The sequence below is a fragment of the Acinetobacter sp. ACNIH2 genome (assembly GCF_002934965.1).
In the GTDB taxonomy this organism is placed as follows: Bacteria; Pseudomonadota; Gammaproteobacteria; order Pseudomonadales; family Moraxellaceae; genus Acinetobacter; species Acinetobacter tandoii.
On record NZ_CP026412.1, the window covers coordinates 1,172,229 to 1,194,696 of the forward strand.

The 22,468-nt window shown below is 42.6% G+C and carries 20 protein-coding genes; 8 read left to right on the forward strand and 12 right to left on the reverse strand.

Translation table 11 applies throughout. The annotated features are described in order from the left end of the window. Positions 1-2 precede the first annotated feature (2 nt). Positions 3-923 carry a tRNA glutamyl-Q(34) synthetase GluQRS gene (gluQRS, locus tag C3F34_RS05495; RefSeq protein ID WP_016168472.1) on the forward strand — a complete coding sequence of 307 codons (921 nt, stop codon included), beginning with the start codon at positions 3-5 and terminating at the stop codon, positions 921-923. 90 nt (positions 924-1,013) lie between these two features. On the opposite strand, the gene ftsW is transcribed toward gluQRS, so the two are convergent. From ftsW to C3F34_RS05520, 5 genes are all read right to left on the reverse strand, one after another. Continuing rightward, the gene (gene ftsW / locus C3F34_RS05500; RefSeq protein WP_016168473.1) at positions 1,014-2,210 is read right to left on the reverse strand and encodes a putative lipid II flippase FtsW; all 1,197 of its coding nucleotides are present in this window, start codon (positions 2,208-2,210) and stop codon (positions 1,014-1,016) included. A gap of 23 nt (positions 2,211-2,233) precedes the next feature. Beyond that, complete coding sequence (murD, locus tag C3F34_RS05505; RefSeq protein WP_104441211.1) at positions 2,234-3,580, reverse strand: UDP-N-acetylmuramoyl-L-alanine--D-glutamate ligase; 1,347 nt, start codon at positions 3,578-3,580, stop codon at positions 2,234-2,236. 159 nt (positions 3,581-3,739) lie between these two features. Then, positions 3,740-3,994: a DUF6587 family protein gene (locus C3F34_RS05510; protein WP_104441212.1), complete on the reverse strand. Its 255-nt coding sequence runs from the start codon at positions 3,992-3,994 to the stop codon at positions 3,740-3,742. 20 nt (positions 3,995-4,014) lie between these two features. Beyond that, on the reverse strand, positions 4,015-5,871 hold the full coding sequence (feoB, locus tag C3F34_RS05515; RefSeq protein WP_104441213.1) for a ferrous iron transporter B: 1,857 nt from the start codon (positions 5,869-5,871) through the stop codon (positions 4,015-4,017). Further along, complete coding sequence (locus C3F34_RS05520; RefSeq protein WP_016168477.1) at positions 5,868-6,131, reverse strand: FeoA family protein; 264 nt, start codon at positions 6,129-6,131, stop codon at positions 5,868-5,870. The genes feoB and C3F34_RS05520 overlap by 4 nt, the downstream gene beginning before the upstream one ends. A gap of 172 nt (positions 6,132-6,303) precedes the next feature. Here C3F34_RS05520 and xerD point away from each other — a divergent pair, with 172 nt between their 5' ends. The 4 genes from xerD to thrC all read left to right on the forward strand — a co-directional run bounded on the left by xerD (position 6,304) and on the right by thrC (position 10,771). After that, on the forward strand, positions 6,304-7,221 hold the full coding sequence (gene xerD / locus C3F34_RS05525; RefSeq protein WP_016168478.1) for a site-specific tyrosine recombinase XerD: 918 nt from the start codon (positions 6,304-6,306) through the stop codon (positions 7,219-7,221). Between the two features lie 108 nt (positions 7,222-7,329). Continuing rightward, positions 7,330-8,145 carry a DsbC family protein gene (locus C3F34_RS05530; protein WP_044738788.1) on the forward strand — a complete coding sequence of 272 codons (816 nt, stop codon included), beginning with the start codon at positions 7,330-7,332 and terminating at the stop codon, positions 8,143-8,145. Between the two features lie 124 nt (positions 8,146-8,269). Then, positions 8,270-9,574, forward strand: coding sequence for a homoserine dehydrogenase (locus C3F34_RS05535; RefSeq protein ID WP_016168480.1), 1,305 nt, complete (start codon positions 8,270-8,272; stop codon positions 9,572-9,574). Positions 9,575-9,631: 57 nt separating this feature from the next. Next, entirely contained in the window at positions 9,632-10,771 is a 1,140-nt protein-coding gene (gene thrC, locus C3F34_RS05540) for a threonine synthase (RefSeq protein ID WP_044738787.1), read from the forward strand. 64 nt (positions 10,772-10,835) lie between these two features. On the opposite strand, the gene C3F34_RS05545 is transcribed toward thrC, so the two are convergent. From C3F34_RS05545 to pbpG, 3 genes are all read right to left on the reverse strand, one after another. Continuing rightward, on the reverse strand, positions 10,836-11,618 hold the full coding sequence (locus C3F34_RS05545; RefSeq protein WP_104441214.1) for a hypothetical protein: 783 nt from the start codon (positions 11,616-11,618) through the stop codon (positions 10,836-10,838). 27 nt (positions 11,619-11,645) lie between these two features. Further along, a complete protein-coding gene (locus C3F34_RS05550) occupies positions 11,646-12,266 on the reverse strand; it encodes a DUF6915 family protein (RefSeq protein WP_016168483.1) in 621 nt (206 codons plus the stop codon). A 150-nt stretch (positions 12,267-12,416) separates the two neighbouring features. Beyond that, the gene (gene pbpG, locus C3F34_RS05555) at positions 12,417-13,475 is read right to left on the reverse strand and encodes a D-alanyl-D-alanine endopeptidase PBP7/8 (RefSeq protein WP_104441215.1); all 1,059 of its coding nucleotides are present in this window, start codon (positions 13,473-13,475) and stop codon (positions 12,417-12,419) included. 217 nt (positions 13,476-13,692) lie between these two features. Here pbpG and C3F34_RS05560 point away from each other — a divergent pair, with 217 nt between their 5' ends. The 3 genes from C3F34_RS05560 to C3F34_RS05570 are packed head-to-tail and all read left to right on the forward strand — an operon-like array spanning position 13,693 to position 17,362. Continuing rightward, positions 13,693-14,328, forward strand: coding sequence for a response regulator (locus C3F34_RS05560; protein ID WP_016168485.1), 636 nt, complete (start codon positions 13,693-13,695; stop codon positions 14,326-14,328). 40 nt (positions 14,329-14,368) lie between these two features. Continuing rightward, the gene (locus C3F34_RS05565; RefSeq protein ID WP_104441216.1) at positions 14,369-15,928 is read left to right on the forward strand and encodes a sensor histidine kinase; all 1,560 of its coding nucleotides are present in this window, start codon (positions 14,369-14,371) and stop codon (positions 15,926-15,928) included. A 24-nt stretch (positions 15,929-15,952) separates the two neighbouring features. After that, positions 15,953-17,362 carry a sigma-54-dependent transcriptional regulator gene (locus tag C3F34_RS05570; RefSeq protein WP_104441217.1) on the forward strand — a complete coding sequence of 470 codons (1,410 nt, stop codon included), beginning with the start codon at positions 15,953-15,955 and terminating at the stop codon, positions 17,360-17,362. On the opposite strand, the gene C3F34_RS05575 is transcribed toward C3F34_RS05570, so the two are convergent. The 4 genes from C3F34_RS05575 to lptF form a co-directional block, all read right to left on the reverse strand. Then, positions 17,363-18,529: a S41 family peptidase gene (locus tag C3F34_RS05575; protein WP_104441218.1), complete on the reverse strand. Its 1,167-nt coding sequence runs from the start codon at positions 18,527-18,529 to the stop codon at positions 17,363-17,365. It abuts the gene before it with no gap. A 23-nt stretch (positions 18,530-18,552) separates the two neighbouring features. Continuing rightward, positions 18,553-20,100: a 2,3-bisphosphoglycerate-independent phosphoglycerate mutase gene (gpmI, locus tag C3F34_RS05580; RefSeq protein ID WP_016168489.1), complete on the reverse strand. Its 1,548-nt coding sequence runs from the start codon at positions 20,098-20,100 to the stop codon at positions 18,553-18,555. Between the two features lie 121 nt (positions 20,101-20,221). Beyond that, complete coding sequence (gene lptG, locus C3F34_RS05585; RefSeq protein WP_104441219.1) at positions 20,222-21,292, reverse strand: LPS export ABC transporter permease LptG; 1,071 nt, start codon at positions 21,290-21,292, stop codon at positions 20,222-20,224. 1 nt (position 21,293) lies between these two features. Beyond that, positions 21,294-22,394 (reverse strand): LPS export ABC transporter permease LptF, encoded by a 1,101-nt coding sequence (gene lptF, locus C3F34_RS05590; protein WP_044738780.1) that lies wholly within the window; start codon positions 22,392-22,394, stop codon positions 21,294-21,296. Positions 22,395-22,468: the final 74 nt, after the last annotated feature.

A 22,468-nucleotide genomic window follows, 5' to 3' on the forward strand; every position in this document is an offset into this window, starting at 1 on the left:
GCATGTTATTCAATAATCCTCCCCTAACCCTTGCCTTACAGAAGGAAGGGGACAATAGGATGGCTTATGTGGGTCGGTTTGCGCCATCGCCAACCGGCCCTTTGCATTTTGGCTCCTTACTCACCGCCGTTGCGAGTTATTGCGATGCCAAAGCACAACAAGGGCAATGGCTGGTTCGTGTAGAAGATACCGATATTCCGCGTATTTATCCTGGCAGTGAACAGCATATTCTACAATGTCTAGAAGCCTTTCAACTTTATCCCGATGCTGAGATTATCTTCCAGAAAGATCGTCTAGCCCTTTATGAAACAGTCATTGAGCAGTTACATGCTATAGGTCAAGTCTATGCCTGTGCCTGTACCCGTAAAATGCTGGGCTCTAATCATATCTATGCAGGAACTTGTCGTGATTTAGGTCTGGCGTTTGAACATCAAGCCATTCGTGTTAAGGTGCAAGATCAACGTATTTGCTTTCAAGATCGCTTGCAAGGGCTACACTGTTGCAATTTAAAACAGGATTTGGGGGACTTCGTACTCAAACGTCGAGACGGCATTATCAATTATCAACTCGCTGTTGTTGTAGATGATTATTTACAAGGCATCACCCATGTAGTACGTGGTGCAGACCTGCTGGATAATACTGAACGTCAAATTTGGCTGGCGCAACTTTTGGGCTACCCCACCCTGAGTTACATGCATTTACCACTCGCCATGAATGATCAGGGACAAAAACTTTCGAAACAAAACCTTGCAAAAGCCTTAGACCCGAAGCAAGCACCTGAACTATTACAACAGGCGCTACACGCTCTGCATCAACCCGAAGTAGATATAGACCGACCTGAAATCATGCTGCAACAGGCTGTGGCGCAGTGGAATACCGATCTCATTCCTCACTGTATCGAATTGGAAGGACACTATCTCTAATGCTAGAGAAAATAAAAAACCTCTCATCTGATTAGACAAGAGGTTTTCAAATAGAATATATGTGCTTAATTAGCCACATACCCAATAGGCTTAGAAACTTGATTCTTCCTTACTTGGGTTAATGTCTTGCGTGGTTGCATCAATTTTAAGAATTAAGCTGATCATCACTGCACACATAATTAAAGATGAACCACCATAACTAATAAAAGGCAAAGTTAAACCTTTGGTCGGTAACATCCCCATATTCATACCCGCATTGACCAGAATTTGCAGCAAGAAAATAATGCTGATGCCATAAGCCAAATAACCTGCGCGCAAGTATTGATTGCGTAGCGCACGATGACCAATTTTAATACAGCACACCAACATCCCAAAAGACAAAAGCAATACCACAGTAATGCCTAAAAAGCCGAATTCCTCTCCTAACACTGCCAACATAAAGTCGGTATGTGCTTCAGGTAAATACGACATTTTTTGGATACTGTGACCCAGACCTACACCGACCCACTCACCACGACCAAAGGCCATCAATGCGTTCGACAACTGATAACCTGCCCCCAAAGGATCGTTCCAAGGGTTAGAGAACGACATCAGACGCTCAAAACGGTAAGGCTCAAATACAATCAGGAAAAAGAATGCAGTTAGAATCGCACCAAGCGCAATACCAAACTGAATTACGGGTGCGCCTGCTAAAAAGAACACACCCAACATCATCAGCACAATCACCACTGTTGCACCTAAATCGGGTTCAGCAATAATCAAACCAACCGTTAAAATCATGATTGCAGCAAGCCGTACCAAACCTTTAACGTTGTTCCTGACTTCCGCAGCGCGGCGCACAACATAATCGGCTGTAAAGATGGCCATCATGACCTTAGCAACTTCCGTGGCTTGCAAGGTAAAGCCAGCTATACGAATCCATCGTGTGGAACCATTCACCTCTGTCCCGATCACCAAGACAGCAGCGAGCAAGGCAATGGTGATGAGCCACAACGAAAAAGTATTATTGAACCATACGTTCAGCGAAACCCGATAAGCCAAAAATGCGGCAATGCCAGCCACTACAATGGAAATAGCATGGCGTACAACATAATGGAATGGATTCTCCAACATTCGATCTGCATAAGGCATGGAAGCCGAAGCCACCATGATAGAACCTAAACACAGCAAAGCAATCACACAAAAAATCAGCACATTTCTTGCCGTAAATTCCGCTGGAATTCGCGGACTGACACGGTCATAAAATTGTTGAAATTTATTGATCGTTGTCTGAGCTAAACCTGCCATACAACTCTCTCCTTATCATTCTTTTAAGTTAGAGCATTCACACAATCGACAAACTGATGACCACGATCACCATAACTTTTAAACATATCAAAACTTGCACATGCTGGAGACAATAGCACCACATCATGTGGCTGGGTATGTACTTGGCACAATGCTACTGCTTCTTTTAATGTTGCAGCATGCAAGATGGTCGTAGTTCCTGCAATCGCGTGTTCGATCAGGTTCGCATCTTCACCGATCAACACCGCAAGTTTAGCGTATTTGACTAGTGAATCTTTCAAAGCAGTAAAATCTTGTCCTTTTCCTTGTCCACCCAAGATAATCGCTACCTTGCCTTGCTGAGCTTCAATCGCAGCCCCCAACCCATCAATCGCAGCCAATGTTGCGCCAATGTTGGTGCCTTTAGAATCATTATAGTAACGGACTTGGTTCACCTCTTTCACAAATTCACAGCGATGTTCCAAACCTTTAAAATGCTTCAAAGTATTCAGCATCGACTCAAGTGGTAAGCCAATCGCCTCACCTAAAGCCAAACATGCTAAGGCATTTGCGACATTGTGCGTACCTTGAATGTACATGTCCGAACTTTTCAATAAACGCTCACGACCACGTGCCAACCAAATGGTACCATCATCATCTTTTAAAATGCCGTATTGATTCAGATCTGGTGCATTTAAGCCAAAACTTTGTAATGGCGTCACATCAGGTACCAAAGGACGAGTTAACGAATCATCACGGTTGTACACCACTTTTTTCACACCTTGGAAAATACGGTGTTTGGCTTGATGATAGCCCCACATATCTCCATGACGGTCTAAATGGTCTTCACTCATATTCAGAACTACTGCAACCGCTGCATTCAAGTTCGAAGTCGTTTCAAGCTGAAAGCTCGATAATTCAAGAATATACAGTTCTGGATCATCCTTGGTTAAATCTAGCGCTGGTCGTCCTAAATTACCGCCTACAGCAACTTTCTTACCTGCTTCTTGAGCCATGAGACCAAATAACGTGGTCACGGTACTTTTTGCATTTGAACCTGTAATTGCCACAATCGGTTTGTCCGTGGCACGGCGTAATACCTGAATTTCACTGACAACTGGAATTTGCTGTGCAATCGCAGCTTGCAATTCGGGTAATTTCAAATCCAGTCCTGGACTGACAATAATTTCTTCAGCTTGTAATAAAAGTTCTCGATCTAATTGACCAAAACTGGTTTGTACCTCGGCAGGAATTTGATCATGCCCTGGCGGAGTTGCTCGTGAATCTGTTACTGCAACGCGGTAGCCCTTCTCATGTAAGAAATTTACTGCTGCAACACCTGAAATTCCAAGTCCAGCAACGACTTTTAATCCACCACGCTGTATTAACATTTTTGCCCCATGTTTTGGTTGATTGGTAAAACTGACAAAATGTTAGCACTTTGCTGTTTTGAATGCTTTTTCTGTTTTGACTTTCTCTCTGTTTTTTTGTGTCAGCGCGTAAAAAAGCCGTCAAATTTGACGGCTTTTTTGTGAATTAAGCAAAATGGATTATTTCCACTTCACTGCTTGAATCTCAGTAGTTTTATTCGCATTGGGTGCATCCTCTTGGCTACAGCCACAACCGCCACCACAACCGGCAACAGGCGCAGGCTTCAACCATTTAGATAGCGTGTTCCAACCCTGCTTTTGCGTAAATCCTGCCAATGCGCCAAAGGTTTTATTGGACGTTTTCGGAAACACTTTCTTAAACACCACCAGTGCACTCCACAGCACCAAGGCTGCAACAATCAGAATTTCAACCATGTTCAGAGTCTCCTTGCAGATTAACCTAAATAGTGCGAGGCAATTTGATAAGTCAGGAATGACATCAAATATGCCAAACCAAACAAATATGCGGTCATAAAGCTCACGGTTTTCCATGAACCTGTTTCACGACGTACAGTCGCTAAAGTCGCTAAACAATGTGGTGCATAAACAAACCAGACTAATAAAGACAAACCTGTGGCCAAAGACCAACCTAAGTCACTGTTACCACCAATGATTGCCGCCAATCCTTGCGACATGGCATCATCATTGACAGCAGATAAAGCATAGACTGTGCCCAAAGCCGCAACAACAACCTCACGTGCCGCCATAGCTGGAATCAAGGCAATACAAATCTGCCAGTTAAAACCCAAGGGTGCAAAGATAGGCTGCATGATATGCCCCAACATTCCTGCGAAGGAATAATCGATATCCGGCAGAGTCGCGCCCGCAGGCGGCTGAGGGAAAGTACACAAGAACCACAGCAAAATAGAAAGCGCGAAAATAATCCCACCAACACGTTTCATAAAGATTTTGGTACGATCCAACAAACCAATACCGACACTTTTTAGGTCAGGAAAACGGTAACTTGGCAGCTCCATCAGCAACGCATGTTGCGATTTATCTTTTTGGAAAAATTTCAATACAAATGAAACAACCAACGCACTGAAAATACCCGCCATATACAAAGCAAATAGCACCAAGCCTTGCAAATTAAAAATTCCCCACACGGTTTGCGCAGGAATAAATGCCGCAATTAATAAAGCATATACAGGTAGACGTGCCGAACAGGTCATTAGTGGGGCCACAAAAATTGTGGTTAAACGATCACGTGGGTCACTGATACTACGGGTTGCCATAATTCCAGGAACTGCACAGGCAAAGCTAGACAGCAATGGAATAAATGCACGTCCACTCAAGCCTGCTTTAAACATTAATTTATCCAGTAAAAATGCAGCACGCGGTAGATAGCCCGATTCTTCCAAGACCAAAATAAAGAAGAACAGAATAATAATCTGAGGCAAAAACACTACGACACCGCCCGCACCCGCAATAATTCCGTCAACCACCAAACTATGCAATAAAGGTTGCGAGATGGATGCGCCAATCACTTCACCCAGCCAGCCAAATAAACTTTCAATCCCATCCATAAACGGAGCGGCCCAAGCAAAAACCGCTTGGAAAACCACAAACATCATCACCGCAAGTGTGACTAAGCCAAGTACGGGATGTAAAAAAATACGATCAAGGAAATCAGAACGTTTATCTTCTTGGTCCGCATACTGAACGACGTCATGCAAAATTGTGGCGATTTTTTGGTGATGTGAACCTTTTAGACCACTCAATTCTGTATGAGGTACGGCATATTTGGCCTGATCTAAAGCATTCAATAAGTTTTCGATGCCTGCATTACGCACCGCAACGGTTTCAGCAACAGGAATCCCCAAACGTTCAGACAATTTCTGGGTATTGATCTGCATGCCACGACGGCGTGCTTCATCCATCATGTTTAGAACTAGTAGAATTGGACGGCCCAATTCAATCATTTCTAGAACTAGACCTAAATGCAGTTTTAAGTTGGTGGCATCTACCACACATAAAAATGCATCCTGATGCCCTTCTTCTACAATTTTACCTTGTACTACATCACGGGTGATGGCTTCGTCGGGGCTAGTTGCATCTAAGCTGTAAGTTCCAGGCAAGTCCAAGACTCGAACGGCTTTCCCTGAAGGTAAAGAGAACTGACCCATTTTACGTTCAACCGTCACGCCCGCATAGTTCGCGACCTTTTGACGAGTTCCTGTTAAATGGTTAAATAATGAGGTTTTACCACAGTTAGGATTCCCGACAAGGGCAATACGCAACGCATCACTCATGCAGGTGCTCCTTCCATTTCAACTTCAATTTTTGCAGCTTCAACTTTTCTTAGTGCGAAACGGGTAAATCCAACCTGAATTAAAATCGGATCGCCACCAAAAATACCTTTTGTCACCACCTGAACGGAAGTACCAGGCACAAAACCTAAAGTCTCTAAACGACTTGCTATCAGGTCAGTCTGAACTGCATCGCCATCCACATGACGTTTAACATTCCGGATGATGGCCGTTTGCTTGACTTTCAAATCAGATAAAAGCACCGCACTAAACCCTAAAATATTTTACTGTAGTATACACGCAAATGAGAATAATTACCAAATAAGGTTAGATTCCTATTCGCATTCACTTTATACCACAAGGTCCACTCAGAAAAATGTTGTAAAATTAGTTAAGATAAACAATCTAAATCGGTTTCCTGAATTCTAAGCACGAATGTTAAATAAAAAACCTAGAATACCTACACCTATCCAAATTCCAGAAAAACTCAGCTTTCTTCAGGGTTTCCGTGACTATTTAATTGCACAAACCGTTAGCCCCCATACACGCAATGCCTATCTTTCCGACCTGATTCAATGCAGCGAATGCCACAACAAAGCCTTGATTGATTGGCAAAGTGAAGACATTGCAGATGTATTGCTGAGCCTCACTCAACAAGGAAAAAGCCCGCGTTCTATCGCCCGTTGCCTTTCAGCCCTACGTTCTTTTTTTAAATTTTTAAGAGAACAAAAACTACGAAGTGACAACCCTGTTGCTAGTCATCGCACCCCGAAAATTGGACGTGCCTTACCTAAAGATCTTTCAGAACAAGACGTAGAAGCCCTAATTCTTGCACCAGATACCAGTACTGCATTGGGCTTACGCGACCGTGCTATGTTTGAAGTCTTATACGCCTGTGGCTTACGTGTATCAGAATTGTTAAATTTACGTTTAGAACTGATCAATTTAAAACAAGGTTATCTACGGATTGTCGGTAAAGGCAACAAAGAACGTTTGGTGCCTTTAGGACAAGTGGCTTCTGAATGGATTGAACGCTATCTGGCACAAGCCCGACCAAGTCTGTATAAATCGGCAACTGACTATGTGTTCCTCACCCAACAAGGTGGGATTATGAGTCGGCAAAATTTCTGGTATGCCATTAAGCGCTATGCCCTACAGGCTGGCATTCAAGCAGAACTTTCACCGCATACCATGCGTCATGCATTTGCCACCCATTTACTCAACCATGGTGCGGATTTACGTGTGGTACAAGTATTATTGGGACATAGTGATTTATCGACCACACAAATTTATACCCATGTGGCACAAGTTCGTATGCAGCAACTACATGCCGAGTTCCATCCACGAGCCTAGACCATAAATTAAATACGCTCACAGAGTCCACACCAAGAAATACCACGCTACAAAGATTTTTTTGTTATGCTAGCTTCCTGTTTTTATACCTAAAAGAAAGGGTTTTATATGTCATTTACCCGCACAAAATTATTTATTGCATGTACCTTGGCAGGCAGTTTAGCTCTCACGGCATGTTCAAATTCAAATAATGATGACAAAAAGCAAAATACGCTCACAGCGAGTGCACCTGCCACTGGAGAAGCATCAAATCTCTCTGAACGCAATGCACAACAACGCCTGATTAAAACTTTAGAGCAACATTTTAAAACTGCGGGTATTCAGGCCAAAATTATTGATATCAAACCCACCGAAGTCCCTAATCTATATTGGGTGAACTTGGAAGGTATGAGTTCAGTCTATGCCACCAGTGACGGTAAATTCTTAATTCAAGGCGATGTCATTCGCTTAGGTGATAAAAAGCTACATAATGTCAGTGAGAACTTGCAAGCCGCAGCCAATAAAAAGCATTTAGCCAGCTTAAAAACAGAAGATCTCTTGGTTTATCCAGCGCAAGGTAAAACGAAACATGTAGTTTATGTGTTTACCGATGCAAGCTGCCCGTATTGCCACAAATTGCACGAACATATTCCTGAAATTACCGCTAAGGGTATCGAAGTCCGTTACATTGCTTGGCCACGTGGCGAACAGTTTATGCCTGCCATGGAAAGCGTATGGTGTAGTGCAGATCGTCGTGCAGCATTTGACCAAGCGATTGCAGGTGCTCAATTACCTGCTGCTACCTGTAAAAACCCTGTCCGCGATCAATATCAACTGGGCTTGAATATGGGCGTGAATGGTACACCTGCGATCTATAATACCGAAGGTGTTTATTTAGGCGGATACCTCAGTCCTGAAGAATTAGAGCAGCGTTTAAATAACTAATTTTTATTTGTTATTTTACTATTAGTTATAGGTGGAGATTATCTTCTCTCCACCCTAGAGTCTGAGCGTTTTTTTAGCTATGATCTAGATTCGCGTAAAATTGAAGAAATAAATGGAGTGTGACGTGAAACCAGTTCGTCTGGCAATCCTCGGTCTTGGAACTGTGGGTGGTGGTGCCCTTAAACTACTAAAAGAAAACGCTGCTGAAATTAAACGTCGCACCGGTCGAGGAATTGAAATTACCCATGTCGGTACTCGTCGTCCGCGTCCAGACCTTGATCTTCCAGCTTCTGTAAAACAAAGTGCAGACCTGATGGACATCGTACGTCAACCCGATGTCGATGTTGTTGTAGAGGTTATGGGCGGGATTCATCCTGCCTATGAAGTCATCATGGAAGCCATCAAGCATGGCAAACAAGTCGTAACCGCCAACAAGGCTTTATTGGCTGAACATGGCAATGAATTATTTAAAGCGGCAGAAGACAATGCCGTACAAATCGCCTATGAAGCTGCCGTTGCAGGCGGTATTCCCATTATTAAAGTTATTCGTGAAGGTTTGGCTGCCAATAAAATTGATTGGTTGGCAGGCATCATTAACGGTACAGGCAACTTCATCCTGACTGAAATGCGTGACAAAGGTCGTGCCTTTGAAGATGTATTACAAGAAGCGCAAGAATTAGGTTATGCAGAAGCTGATCCAACCTTCGACGTTGAAGGAATTGATGCCGCACATAAACTGACGATTTTGGCTTCTTGTGCATTTGGTATTCCTTTACAGTTTGACAAGGTCTATACCGAAGGCATCAGTAAAGTCACCGCACAAGATGTCAAATATGCTGAAGAACTCGGTTTCCGCATCAAACATTTGGGGATTGCACGTCGTGCAGAAAAAGGCATTGAACTACGCGTTCATCCGACCCTTATTCCAGCCGAAGAACTGATTGCCAATGTGAATGGTGTAAAAAATGCCGTTCTGGTTCAAGCCAATGCCGTAGGTCCAACCTTGTATTACGGTGCGGGTGCAGGTGCAGGTCCAACAGCGTCTGCTGTTGTTGCCGATGTAGTAGATATCGTTCGCGATATTTCCTATACCGAAGATGGTGCAGGGACTATTCCTCAATTGGCATTTGAAGCATTAACCGATATGCCAATCTTAAGCCGTGAAGAAATGACCACAGGATACTACATTCGTTTGAATGCCGAAGATCAAACTGGTGTGCTCGCTGACGTCACAACGATTTTAAGCCGTGCAGGTATCAGCATTGATGCCATCATGCAACAATCACGCTTAAAAGACCTGATTCCAATCGTGATTCTGACCGATCCAGTGGTTGAATCGAAGATGGATGAAGCATTGAAGCAAATCCAAGCCTTGCCAGCTATTCATGGCGAAATTGTGCGAATTCGTTTAGAATCGCTTGATAATTAATCGGGTCAAGGGGGCGATTCCCCCTTGCCAAGCTCTACCCATAATTGGAACATCATCATGTCGAATGCCAATCGTTATACTGGTTTAGTTGACCGTTATCGTGACCGTTTACCAGTGTCTGCTACTACTCGTGGAATCTCTTTAGGCGAAGGTAATACCCCGCTCATTAAGTTGGAGAATATTCCACGTATTATTGGTAAAGATGTTGAAATTTATGTGAAGTACGAAGGCTTGAACCCGACAGGCTCATTCAAAGACCGCGGCATGACTATGGCTGTGACCAAAGCGGTTGAAGACGGTTCAAAAGCAATTATCTGTGCATCTACAGGTAATACTTCTGCTGCGGCTGCTGCCTATGCAGCGCGTGCTGGCATCAAAGCATTTGTGTTAATTCCTGAAGGCAAAATTGCCATGGGTAAAATGGCGCAAGCAATGATGTATGGTGCAATCACCATGCAAATTCGCGGAAACTTTGACGATGGTATGCGCCTAGTGAAAGAAGTTGCGGATCAAGCACCTGTGACGATTGTTAACTCAATCAACCCGTATCGTTTACAAGGTCAAAAAACTATTGCTTACGAAATCGTTGAAGCTTTAGGCCGTGCGCCAGACTATCACTGCTTACCTGTAGGTAACGCGGGCAACATTACTGCGCACTGGATGGGTTATACCGAAGCCGTAGCAAACCAACCTGCTGATCAGTTTGAACAAGTGGTTTATGATGCTACGACAGATCAATTCACAGGTCCGAAACCTGAAGGCCTACCAACCATGGTGGGTTATCAAGCTGCGGGGGCTGCTCCATTCTTGCGCGGTGCGCCAGTTGAACATCCTGAAACAGTTGCAACCGCAATTCGTATTGGTAACCCACAAAGCTGGAACCATGCGAAAGCTGTAGTACGTGACTCTAAAGGCTGGTTTGATGAGCTACAAGATGCTGAAATTCTAGAAGCACAACGTTTGCTTTCTATGTATGAGGGCGTATTTGTAGAGCCTGCTTCTGCTGCTTCTATCGGTGGTGCAATTCGTGATATTAAAGCGGGTAAAATTGCTGAAGGTTCAGTCATTGTATGTACAGTAACGGGTAATGGTCTAAAAGATCCAGATACAGCCATCAAACAATGTGCTGATGCAGTTATGTTGTCAATTGATGCAACCATGTCTCAAGTAAAAGATTCTATTCTTTCAAATATGTAAGTTTCCACTTGCACTAAAAAAAAACCAGTTGCGAGCAACTGGTTTTTTTATTTCATGTCAAAGATTATTCTTCATCACATTCATAATCTTCATCATAACTATGCATTTTTGCGAGTTCTTTTTCCAAACGCTGAATTTCTTCTAACTCAATTTGCTTAACCTCAAATAAAGGTTGTTTGAGCAATGCATTCACTGCATATAAAGCTTCATTCTGCCACAGGCCAATATTTAAAATTTGTTTATCTTCATCATAGCTTAAAGCATAATCTGTCTGAATGAGTGCTTTTAACAAAATAGGCTGATCCGATAAGGACTCCAATGAACCTTCTAATTCAATATCTGAATAATCGTAATCCTTAAAGATAGATTCAATTTTATCCTTGAGTAATTCTGGGCTTTCAGCATAAATGAGCCCTGCAAAAAACTCGTCATGCTCTTCAAGCCATTGCTGTTTCTTGGTCGACCACAAACCATAAAACTTCACTTCATGATCAAAATGGACCAATTGAAATTTTTGCATTTCAGCCATTTGTACAAAACTAAACGTATCAGCATCACTCAAACTGCTTGGTAGCACATCTCGAGAAATCTCTCCATCTTGGTAAATGTGCTCACCACAACGTGAAAAAACAAATTCATCCAATTGTTTTAACGTGGCTTCATCTGCATCAAATAAAGATTCTACTTCGTATAGCGCAAAATCTCGTGCACCCTCAACCTCCAGCTTCTGATAAGCCGCTTCGGCTTCAGCCTGATCTTGAAAAACATTGCTAATACGATTGCCTGCAACATAAAAAACTTCATCGTTATAGCCGAAGTATTTTGCACGAATAACGTAGGTGGTCATAGCCATCTCCTGATTTTTTAGCTACGCTTAAACGAAGCTTTGTTGTTTTCTTTGATGTAATGCTTGCGCACTTTGCGGAATTGCCATGCCATTATCCATCCACAGTTCAAAGTGCATCGCGTGGAAGATGTCATCTGGACTATAGACAATATTCTGTAAATTCGGTAATACGCCTATTCGCGGTAAAATATCGTAAATAAACCAACTGTTATGGGTAAAAAGTAAAGAATGCAACTTCCCTGTTTGTGCCAAAGGTGAAAGCATTAATTGGGATGCAATTGGGTTTTGGGCGTAGACTTGATGTAATTGTTCTAAATGTCGTTCTAAATTTTGAGGTAATCGGCTTGTATCAATGGCGTGAACAAAGTCACTTAAAGTAGGAATAAAGCGCTGCTGATAATCTACCAATAAATGATCACGTTCACATAGGTCTTTTATATCAATCGATTTGCCCGCACTGTTCTGAACACTATGACCAAATATCGGGATCACAACTGAATTTATTCCCCACAGAGTATGTAAAATTCGATGTCGAGCATCACTACATAAACTTTTGGTACTATCAATAAATGCATGTAATTCATAATAATCTTCTGGCTCACCACCCCAACGTTTCGCTGAAATTCGAGCATGTTGCATCGCATTCATAGTCAGACTCAGTCATGATCTTGTTATTTCGCTATCATACGCATTCTACATACAAAAAATAGTCAAAAACTCATCTTTAAGACAAGCTGTGTCGCAGTTCATAGGCATAAAAAAACTCTTCATTAAGAAGAGTCTTTTTAAAGATAGAAATTAAATTCGTTTTGGTAACTGACTTGCCCACGTCATTAAACGGGTTGCATCTTCAGTTCGACTTTGAGATGAACTCGCGCCTAAAATCACCACAACTGCTGGACGAGAATTCAAGGTGGTATGCATCACGACACAACGCCCTGCCTCATTGATATAACCTGTTTTGGACAGGTTGATATTCCAACCACCGTTACGCACTAAAGCATTGGTATTGTTTGATTTTAAGACACGATATCCCAAGTTAAAATCGTAACTTGCCGTGGTTGAAAACTGACGAATTAAACCATATTGCGATGCAGTACTCACCAAAATTCCCAAATCACGTGCTGATGCGACATTGTGTGGATCAAGTCCTGTAGATTCAACATAATGGGTTGAATTCATGCCCAATGCACGCGCTTTGGCATTCATTGCCGCAATGAAAGCACTACGTCCTCCTGGATACGTTCGCGCTAACGCTGCTGCCGCTGGATTTTCCGATTTCATTAAAGCAAAAAGCAACGCTTCTGCACGGTTCATGCTATCCCCTGCACGTAGCGTTGAACTCGAATTTTTACCACCTGCTCCTGCAAAATCGACCGACTGTAAGGTAATTTCCTCAGACATGTCTAAACGTGCATCAGCAATAACAACTGCTGTCATTAATTTAGTAATTGAAGCAATTGGTAATGCAGCATTGGTATTTTTACTATAAAGCACCTCACCTGTTTGCGCATCCATGACCAGCGCTGCACGGGCACTTACAGAAGGTTGACTGCTATAACCCGCAGAGGTATCAATAATATGAACCGTTTTCGGCGCAGAATAGGTTGGTACCCCATTTGAGCTGCGAACCGTCGTGGTGACTTTGGTTGATCCTTGCGGAGACACTTCCTCAGCAAGTGAAGAAACATCACTATTTAATAATTGACTCGCTTCCTCTGAAGACCAGTTCATTGAAGCCTGACCAACACTCCCCGAGGAAGGATTAATGACGAGTTCAGCAAAGCTGGTTGAACTCAGGCTGAGTAGAATAGACATACTCAACACATGCATGAATGACTTCTTAGAATTTTTCACAATCGTTTACTCAACTCAGGGAGGTAAGATACATTTGCGTATTACCTCAAATATGCCTTACATTTACACAGCAACGGGAATTTTCTGTTCGCGCTATTGTGCAAAACTTTTAATTTCGGAATAAGAATAGGATTGCTAATTTTGTCGTTTCATTGCAAGCTTATTTTGCTTTATGTAACAAAAATGATGTAATTTTTTTAGCCAGAGGGAGAAATCGGTGATTACAGTTTTAGTGGTGGATGACCATGAATTAGTCCGTACTGGTATTTGCCGTATGCTAGAAGATCATGCCGATGTACAAGTGATTGGTCAGGCGGAATCTGGTGAAGAAGCTATTAATCTGGTTCGCCAACATCACCCCAACGTTGTCTTACTCGATGTTAATATGCCTGGCATTGGTGGCGTAGAAACTACTCGCCGCTTGTTACAGACTGCGCCTGAGACTAAAGTTTTGGCCGTGAGTGGTCTAGCCGAAGAACCTTACCCTTCTTTACTCCTTAAAGCGGGTGCTAAAGGCTATATCACCAAAGGTGCTCCTGTCAGTGAAATGGTCCGTGCCATTAATAAAGTCATGCAAGGTGGCAAATACTTCAGCGCCGATATAGCAGAGCAACTCGCAAGCTCTTATTTATCCGACACGCAACAATCACCGTTTGACGCTCTGTCTGAGCGTGAAATGCAAGTCGCCATGATGGTGGTAAACTGTATTAGCGCGCAAGAAATTGCAGATAAACTTTTCGTGAGTGTAAAAACAGTCAATACCTATCGTTACCGTATTTTTGAAAAACTAAATATCGATAGCGATGTAAAACTCACACATCTAGCGATTCGTTACGGTCTCATCAAACCTTAAAATAAAACTATAACTTTCAATATCATAATCGGTTTGCAGCATGCAACATTCCCAATATTTCGAATTAAATCAATACTTTTTCGGGCTGTGGTATGCCGCTTACCGCTTATTAATCACCAGTTGTCTGGTCCTGATTTTTATTTTGACCCAAGATGAACTAGCAAACAACTACGAATTTCCTCAACTGTATTTTTATGTACTCTGGGGTTATTTTTTCATTAACTGCGTACAATTTTTTAATCTCAAACATTTTAAACAGCATATTCCGCAGCAGTTTGCATTCATTTTTATTGTCGATGTTATTGCCTTAAGCCTACTCACCATCGCCACCAATGGTCCAAGTTTAAGTATCAGTATTCTGTTCTTAACCACCATTTTTGCCGCTTCATTACTCCTCAAGACACAAAAAGCCTTAATTATTACCCTCATTGCGGTGATTGCGGTTATCTATCAACAATTCTTGATCAGCTTTCTAACCCAACACTCGTTTCATAATTTGGGTAATAGTGTCATCTTGGCGGTTTTATTTTTTGTCTTTTATGCTTGTGGGCAAATTGCAGTTCGACGTTTTCAGCTGCTCGATCATGTCAACTTTTCCCAATCACAGGAATTAAAACGCCTGCAAAATATTAATCGCTATATCTTAGAGCAAATTGAAACAGGCTATCTGGTCTTAGATGAAAACTGCCATATTGTTTTAAGTAACCCTGCCGCCTGTGCTTTATTAGGCATTGCGCCATTTTATGCTTTTGATAAATATCCACTGTATAAATTACAACCTGATTTGTTTGAGTTACTGAACTTTGATCAGGTACAAAACGGAGAGAAATTTCAGTTTGAATCTCAGCTGAGCCGCTACCATTTGCATATTGAAGTGCAGAAACTGATTGTCCCACAGCAGATACTGACACTTTTGGTGATTCAAGATGGGCAGAAGATGAATCAGCAGGTACAACAATTAAAATTAGCTGCGCTGGGGCAGCTCTCTGCCAGTATTGCACATGAAATTCGTAATCCATTAGCCGCTATTGTTCAAGCCAATGAGCTATTGCCACACAGTACAGTTGATCAGCAGCAAACACTGAGCCAAATGATTAGCAAGCAGACCAAACGTATTGATAAAATTGTGCAAGACACCTTAAGTATGGTACGTAATCAAGCCACTCAACCCATTACCATTCAGCTTGATCATTTTATTCCTCTTTTTATTCAGGAAGATCTGCCCGATCTTAAAACCAAAATTTTATGTCACATTGCTCCTCAACTCAGCTTAAATTTTGATGAGGCACAATTTAGGCAGGTATTAATTAATTTAATTCGCAACGCAATCCGACATAATTCACCTGAACGCAGTACAATAGAGCTCCACTGCTATACGCAGGATAAAAACATTCACATTGATGTGTGTGATTTTGGGGAAGGCGTGGCGATTCAGGATCAAGCCCACCTGTTTCAACCGTTCTTTAGTACTGCAATTACAGGAACAGGTTTAGGATTATATCTATCACATAGCTTTTGTGAGGCCAATCAAGCCCTCTTAAGCTATGTAGAACAACAACAGGGAGCTTGCTTTCGCATTCAATGCCGACAGCTGATTTAATAATTCAATTTTTACTGGGGTGTTATAGTGGCGCAACAACCACTCGTTTTATTTGTAGATGACGAAGAAGACCTATGTACGCTGATGCAAATGATGCTCAGCCGTATGGGGATCGAAACGCATGTGGCTTATCGTATAGCACAGGCCAAAAAAATGTTGTCTGAACATCATTATGATATTTGTTTTACGGATTTAAATCTTCCTGACGGAAGTGGCTTGGAATTGGTTGAAGAAATTTCTCAACAATATCCGCAGTTACCTGTCGCAGTGCTAACAGCCTACGGCAATATGGATATTGCGATCGCCGCACTCAAAGCAGGTGCTTTTGACTTTGTCAGTAAACCGATTAAACAAACTCATCTTGAACAGCTCTTACAGAAAGCTCTGAACAATCCAGTTCAGCAACAAGCTGCTAGTGAAGATGCACTTGAACAACGCATGTTGATTGGTCAGTCTGCACCCATCGAACAACTCCGCGTGACTTTAAAAAAAATCGCTCGCTCACAAGCTCCCGTGTTTATTACAGGTGAATCTGGTACAGGCAAAGAAGTTGTGGCGAACTTGGTACATCGCCTCAGTAATCGCAACGAAGGCCCTTTTATTGCCATTAACTGTGGTGCGATTCCTTCTGACCTACTCGAAAGCGAGTTGTTTGGACACAAAAAAGGCAGCTTTACAGGTGCAACTCAAGACAAACAAGGTTTGATTCAATCGGCACATGGCGGAAGTTTATTTCTAGATGAAATTGCCGAACTACCACTGAATATGCAGGTCAAATTACTCCGTGCAGTTCAAGAAAAAGCCATTCGTCCAATTGGCTCAGATACTGAAATTGATGTCGATTTTCGAGTGATCAGTGCCAGCCATCAAGACTTAGAATCACTGGTGCAACAGGGTAAATTCCGACAAGACCTGTTTTTCCGCATCCATGTGATGGATCTGGTTCTACCCCCTTTACGCGAGCGTGGTCAGGATATTTTAATTCTCGCGCAGCATTTTATTCAGAAAGTCTGCCGTGAATGGGAAATTGAAGTCAAAGCACTCACCACACGTGCGAAAGATTTCTTACTGGCACAGTACTATCCAGGCAATGTTCGTGAACTGCGTAATATTATCGAGCGGGCCATTACTTTAAGTGATGATGACTATATTGATGTACAGCATTTACAAAGTGCCCCGTTGCGCCGTAGCGTCAACACCCCAGTATTATCAATCGATCAAATGTTGACAGCACCTTCAGAATTAACGCTCGCGCCACGGAAACTGCCTGATGAAGGTTTGGAACTTTATCTAGAAAATATTGAGAAAGAGATTCTGCTCAATGCATTGAATATTACCCATTGGAATCGTACTTTAGCAGCCAAAAAACTAGGGATGTCCTTCCGCTCTTTGCGTTATCGCCTGAAAAAGTTTGGGCTGGATACAGATGAATAATTAACGGCGATTCGCGATAATCTCTGCAACATGCTCTAGATAAGTCTCTTCTTTCATATCATGTTGCAAGGGATATAGCTGATCGGGCTGAATGCCAATCCCTTCAATCATTTTGCCCGATGGGGTGTAATAATGCGATACCGTCATTTGTAGCGCAGCACCATTCGACAATGGGAACAGTTTCTGTACCACACCTTTCCCATAACTTTTTTCCCCAATCACCCACGCGCGACGATGCTCTTTCATCGCCGCCGTAAATACTTCCGCTGCTGATGCTGAGCGGGCATTAATTAACACACCCACTTTTAAATTCTGGAATTCTGAACTCGGTAAGGCTTGAAATTGTTGATTGCCTTCAGAACGGCTTTTGGTGGTGACAATAATGCCCTGATTTAAAAATAGGTCTGCCGTTTCCACTGCTGCAGACAATAAACCACCAGGGTTATTTCGCAGATCAATCAGCACGGCCTTAAGACGAGATGGGTTATTTTCTTCAATTAAACGCTTAATTTCATTGGCTGTATCTTGTTGGAATACCCGAACTTTAAGCAGTAGCACTTGGTTATGTAGCAGTTGTGCCTCAATGTCTGTTTCAATTTTCTTGGTCCGAACCAAGCTAATTGGCTTGGTGGTCTGCCCCAATTGCACACTCAAAGTCGAGCCAATCGAACCATACAACAACGCATTGACCTGTTCACGGTTCAACTTTCTTAATTCTTGATCATCAATTTTGAAAACAGAAACACCATTACGTAAGCCTTGCTTATAGGCATCGGCTTCTGGTTTGAGTCCTTGAATCGTCCACTGTCGTTGATTGTCATAACTTAAGTTAAAATCGACTGAAGCTAAGTCACCATCGGTATATTGCACCAACTGCTTATAATCTTCGGGTGATAAATAACGAGAATAGCGATCTAAACCACTTACCAAGCCTTGAATGGCTTGTTGGAAGAGTTGTTCATCATTTTTATTATCGACGTAATTGTCTTTGACAATGCCATAAATCTGGACAAACTGCTGAATCGATTCAACAGGGACTTCGGGATAACTTTGTTCGACTTCATCAAAATCTGGAGCAGTGTCAGTCTCATTCACTGCCCCAATTGCAGGTCCACAACACATGAATACCGCTGTTAAGGAAATAGCAAATTTCAAGTGTTGTGTCATTGATTCACCTATAAAAAGCCGAATTAGGCTTGTAGGGTAATAAGGTTACGACCTTGCATTTCTGCTGGAACAGGTAAGTGCATCAAGTTTAACAAGGTTGGCGCTACGTCAGCCAATACACCACCTTCCGCGATTGTAGCTTGCGTTGGCCCCACATAAATAAACGGCACCAATTCCGTTGTATGTTGAGTATGCACTTGACCGCTCACGTAGTCCTGCATTTGCTCTACATTACCGTGATCGGCAGTAATCAACATATGGCCTTTTTTAGCCATAACTGCATCGTAGACACGACCTAAACAGGTATCCACAGCTTCTACAGCTTTCACTGCTGCTTGGAATACACCTGTATGTCCGACCATGTCACCATTGGCATAGTTCACCACCAACAGATCATATTCACCCGAATTAATCGCCGCGACCAACTCATCAGTCACTTCATAAGCGCTCATTTCTGGTTTTAAATCATAGGTGGCAACATTCGGTGATGGAATTAGGATACGTTTTTCACCAGGATATTCATCTTCACGGCCACCGCTAAAGAAGAACGTTACATGCGCGTATTTCTCAGTTTCCGCAATACGCAACTGTGTTTTACCTAAAGTCGAAAGGTATTCACCCAATGAATTATGCAATGCCTCAGGCATATAAGCCACAGGGGCATCAATAGTTGCTTGATAACGTGTCAACATGACGAACATCGACAAGTTCGGCACAACTTTACGTTCGAAGCCAGCAAAATCTTGCTCTACAAAAGCTTTGGTAATTTCACGCGCACGGTCAGCACGGAAGTTCATAAAGACAATGCTGTCACCATCTTGAACTTTAGCCACATCACCAATGCGTGTTGCTTTGACAAATTCGTCAGATTCATCTGCTGCGTATGCTTGCTCCAAGCCTTCAACTGCCGTTGCTGCTGTACGAACGGCCTCACCTTCTGTCAATAAACGATAGGCCTGTTCCACGCGATCCCAGCGATTGTCACGGTCCATAGCATAGTAACGACCAATTAGGGTGGCAATACGTCCTTGATTTGGATATTGTGCAAATAAAGCATCGAGTTTTTCTAATGAAGGTTGTGCACTTTTTGGTGGTGTGTCACGGCCATCTAAGAAGGCGTGTAAATACACCTTCGCACCACGTTTCAGTGCAAGCTCTGCCATCGCGACAATATGGTCTTCGTGTGAATGTACACCACCTTCCGAGAGCAAACCCATAATATGAACTGCACCTTGAGCAGCTTTGGCTTTTTCAACCGCATCAATCAAAACTTGCTGTTCAAAGAAAGCGCCTGTACGAATGTCTTTGGTAATTCGAGTAAAGTCTTGATACAACACACGACCAGCACCCAAATTCATATGACCGACTTCAGAGTTGCCCATTTGTCCATCTGGCAAGCCAACGTCTTCACCAGAACCAGAGATTAATCCATGCGGATGCTTTTGTTGCATAGCAGTCAAGTTTGGTCGTTGTGCTGCAAGGAAGGCATTATCTTTAACCGCTTCACGGTGTCCAATACCATCCATAATTACCAATACGTGGGGGACTTTGCCAGCAATTGCATCCGTCATGATTTACACTCTTGTCTATAAATTGGTCGCTATATCTTACCGAATTTTCGTGCAAGACTCCATGTATGCAACAGGGTTAAACTCGCTTGTACAGATTGTTTTCGTCAATCTGTACAAATTCCTAGCGAGCACGGCGCAATAAATAACCACCAACCACAAACATAATGACAATCGGGACAAAGACGAACCAAGCGGGCGATGGACTATAGACCAAACTGGCATAACCCAGAAAATCTTGTAAATAGAAGAATCCTAAGCCAATAAATAAGGCAATCACCAAACGGAAACCCATGGATTGTTGGCGCAGAGGTCCGAAAATAAAAGAACAGGCGATTAAAACCAGTGCAATTAAAGCAAATGGCGAACCGACTTTTTGCCAGAATGCCAACTGATAGGTTTTTGGGACTTGGCTATATTCATGCATATACCGCATAAAACTCACCAGTTGGCTTGGTGATAAATCTTCAGGATCAATGGTCACCATGTGGACATATTTCGGTTGCAATGCCAAAGCCAAAGGTTGTTGCGCTGCATCACGTTTGATTGCATTGCCCGCATCCTGAATTGCCATTTGTTCGGTATCTTGCAAATTCCAACGACCATCCTGAACAAATTGTCCCTGTTCAGCATTCAGTACGCTATTCAAACGATATTCTTGGTCAAAATCAACCACTTGAATATTCCGCAATTGACCTTGTGAGTTGGCATAATCAATATAAATAAAGCGCTGCCCTTCTCGAGTCCAATAGCCTTTGACCTCACCTAACGCCGCAACGCTACGGTGACTTTTCACACTCTTGGCCTGTTCATTGGTATAAGGAATCACCCACTCACTTAAGATGAAGGATAAAATCACTAAAATTAAAGCTGAACGAATCACCCAGCCGACAATACGCCACAGGCTAATCCCGATGGAACGCATCACAATCAATTCACTGTTGGATGCCATTGTTCCCAAACCTAATACTGCTCCAATCAAAGCAGCAATCGGCAAAATCTCATATAAGTACCGTGGTGCGCCCCATAAGACATAAATCAGCGCCTGCCAAGCAGTATAGGTATCGTTCAGTTCACTCAATTCGCCTAAATAGGTAAATAGAATCTGTAATACCGACAAGACCGCTGTCGCCCCCAACATGGCATAGGCTGTGGTCTTAGTCACATGTTTCGCGACAATACGACGTGCAAACATTTTAAGACCTCACTCGCTGAATCTGCTTCTTAATTTTTGGAGCTAGTTTTTGCTTACGCGAGAAAATCGCGGCTGCAATTGCATAGACAAAAAGCACCAATGGGTAGGCCCAAATTCCAATTTCCTGTTTGCTGACACGCGTTTTAATCGCCATCATCGCGACAATTAAACTGGCAAAAATTAACAGTGCAGGAAATAGTTTTAAATAACGTCCCTGACGTGGACTCACTTCAGATAAAGCTACGGCTAATCCTAATGCTACAATCATGACCAGTGGAACGAACATCCGCCAACCCAACTCGCTGGCCACAATTGGATCATTACGGTTTTGCCATAACTTACCCGTGGTTAAGGCCTCAACTTCTGAGCTTTCGAATTTAGCTTCTTTATCATTTTCTAAACGTAAGCGATAACTTTGAAATTCGGCTTGGGTATATTTTGGCTGACCTGGATAAATTTCATAACGACGACCTTGTACCAAATCGACCACATTGGCAGTGTCATTCGCGACTTCAACCCGTGTTGCCTCTTTGGCCAAAATCATGACATCAGGCTTACCTTCTTTTTCTGCACGCTGATAAAAGAAAATATCTTTTAGATTTCGCCGATCTTCTGATAAATCGCCAGCATAGATGGTATAAGGACCTGAAGAAATGAATTCTTTCGGGCGCACCAAATCAAAACCTGTACGGACCGCCTGACTGGTGGTGAGCTGTTCAAATTGACGTAAGCCCCAAGGTGACATCCACAGCATTAACACACCCTGTAACAGCATAAACACCAAGGTCAAGGGAATAAGCATACGTGCCAATTGATGTCTACTGATACCACTGCCATTTAGCACAGCCATTTCATGGTCGACATATAAACGACCAAACACCAGCATGAGACCAATGAAGAAACCCAAGGGAAAAATCAGCGTTAAAAACTCAGGCAAACGATAACCGATGATGCTAAATAAAATGCCTGCATCTAAACGACCTTGAGCAGCTACGCCGAAATACTTGATTAATCGGCCACCCATCATGATTAAGGTCAACAAGCCAATCACAACCAATGAATTAGACACCACTTGCTTGACTAAATAACGCCGAATAATCAAATTGATTCTTCCAATTTCAAAAAGAGTAAAAACTACCGTTAGTTTACCCGAATGTTAAAAATATAAAACCTATT

Excerpts from the sequence above, each read along its gene's own strand:
- gluQRS (WP_016168472.1), top strand. The coding sequence starts at position 3 with ATGTTATTCAATAATCCTCCCCTAACCCTTGCCTTACAGAAGGAAGGG.
- ftsW (WP_016168473.1), bottom strand. The coding sequence starts at position 2,210 with ATGGCAGGTTTAGCTCAGACAACGATCAATAAATTTCAACAATTTTAT.
- murD (WP_104441211.1), bottom strand. The coding sequence starts at position 3,580 with ATGTTAATACAGCGTGGTGGATTAAAAGTCGTTGCTGGACTTGGAATT.
- C3F34_RS05510 (WP_104441212.1), bottom strand. The coding sequence starts at position 3,994 with ATGGTTGAAATTCTGATTGTTGCAGCCTTGGTGCTGTGGAGTGCACTG.
- feoB (WP_104441213.1), bottom strand. The coding sequence starts at position 5,871 with ATGAGTGATGCGTTGCGTATTGCCCTTGTCGGGAATCCTAACTGTGGT.
- xerD (WP_016168478.1), top strand. The coding sequence starts at position 6,304 with ATGTTAAATAAAAAACCTAGAATACCTACACCTATCCAAATTCCAGAA.
- C3F34_RS05530 (WP_044738788.1), top strand. The coding sequence starts at position 7,330 with ATGTCATTTACCCGCACAAAATTATTTATTGCATGTACCTTGGCAGGC.
- thrC (WP_044738787.1), top strand. The coding sequence starts at position 9,632 with ATGTCGAATGCCAATCGTTATACTGGTTTAGTTGACCGTTATCGTGAC.
- C3F34_RS05545 (WP_104441214.1), bottom strand. The coding sequence starts at position 11,618 with ATGACCACCTACGTTATTCGTGCAAAATACTTCGGCTATAACGATGAA.
- C3F34_RS05550 (WP_016168483.1), bottom strand. The coding sequence starts at position 12,266 with ATGAATGCGATGCAACATGCTCGAATTTCAGCGAAACGTTGGGGTGGT.
- C3F34_RS05565 (WP_104441216.1), top strand. The coding sequence starts at position 14,369 with ATGCAACATTCCCAATATTTCGAATTAAATCAATACTTTTTCGGGCTG.
- C3F34_RS05575 (WP_104441218.1), bottom strand. The coding sequence starts at position 18,529 with ATGACACAACACTTGAAATTTGCTATTTCCTTAACAGCGGTATTCATG.
- gpmI (WP_016168489.1), bottom strand. The coding sequence starts at position 20,100 with ATGACGGATGCAATTGCTGGCAAAGTCCCCCACGTATTGGTAATTATG.
- lptG (WP_104441219.1), bottom strand. The coding sequence starts at position 21,292 with ATGTTTGCACGTCGTATTGTCGCGAAACATGTGACTAAGACCACAGCC.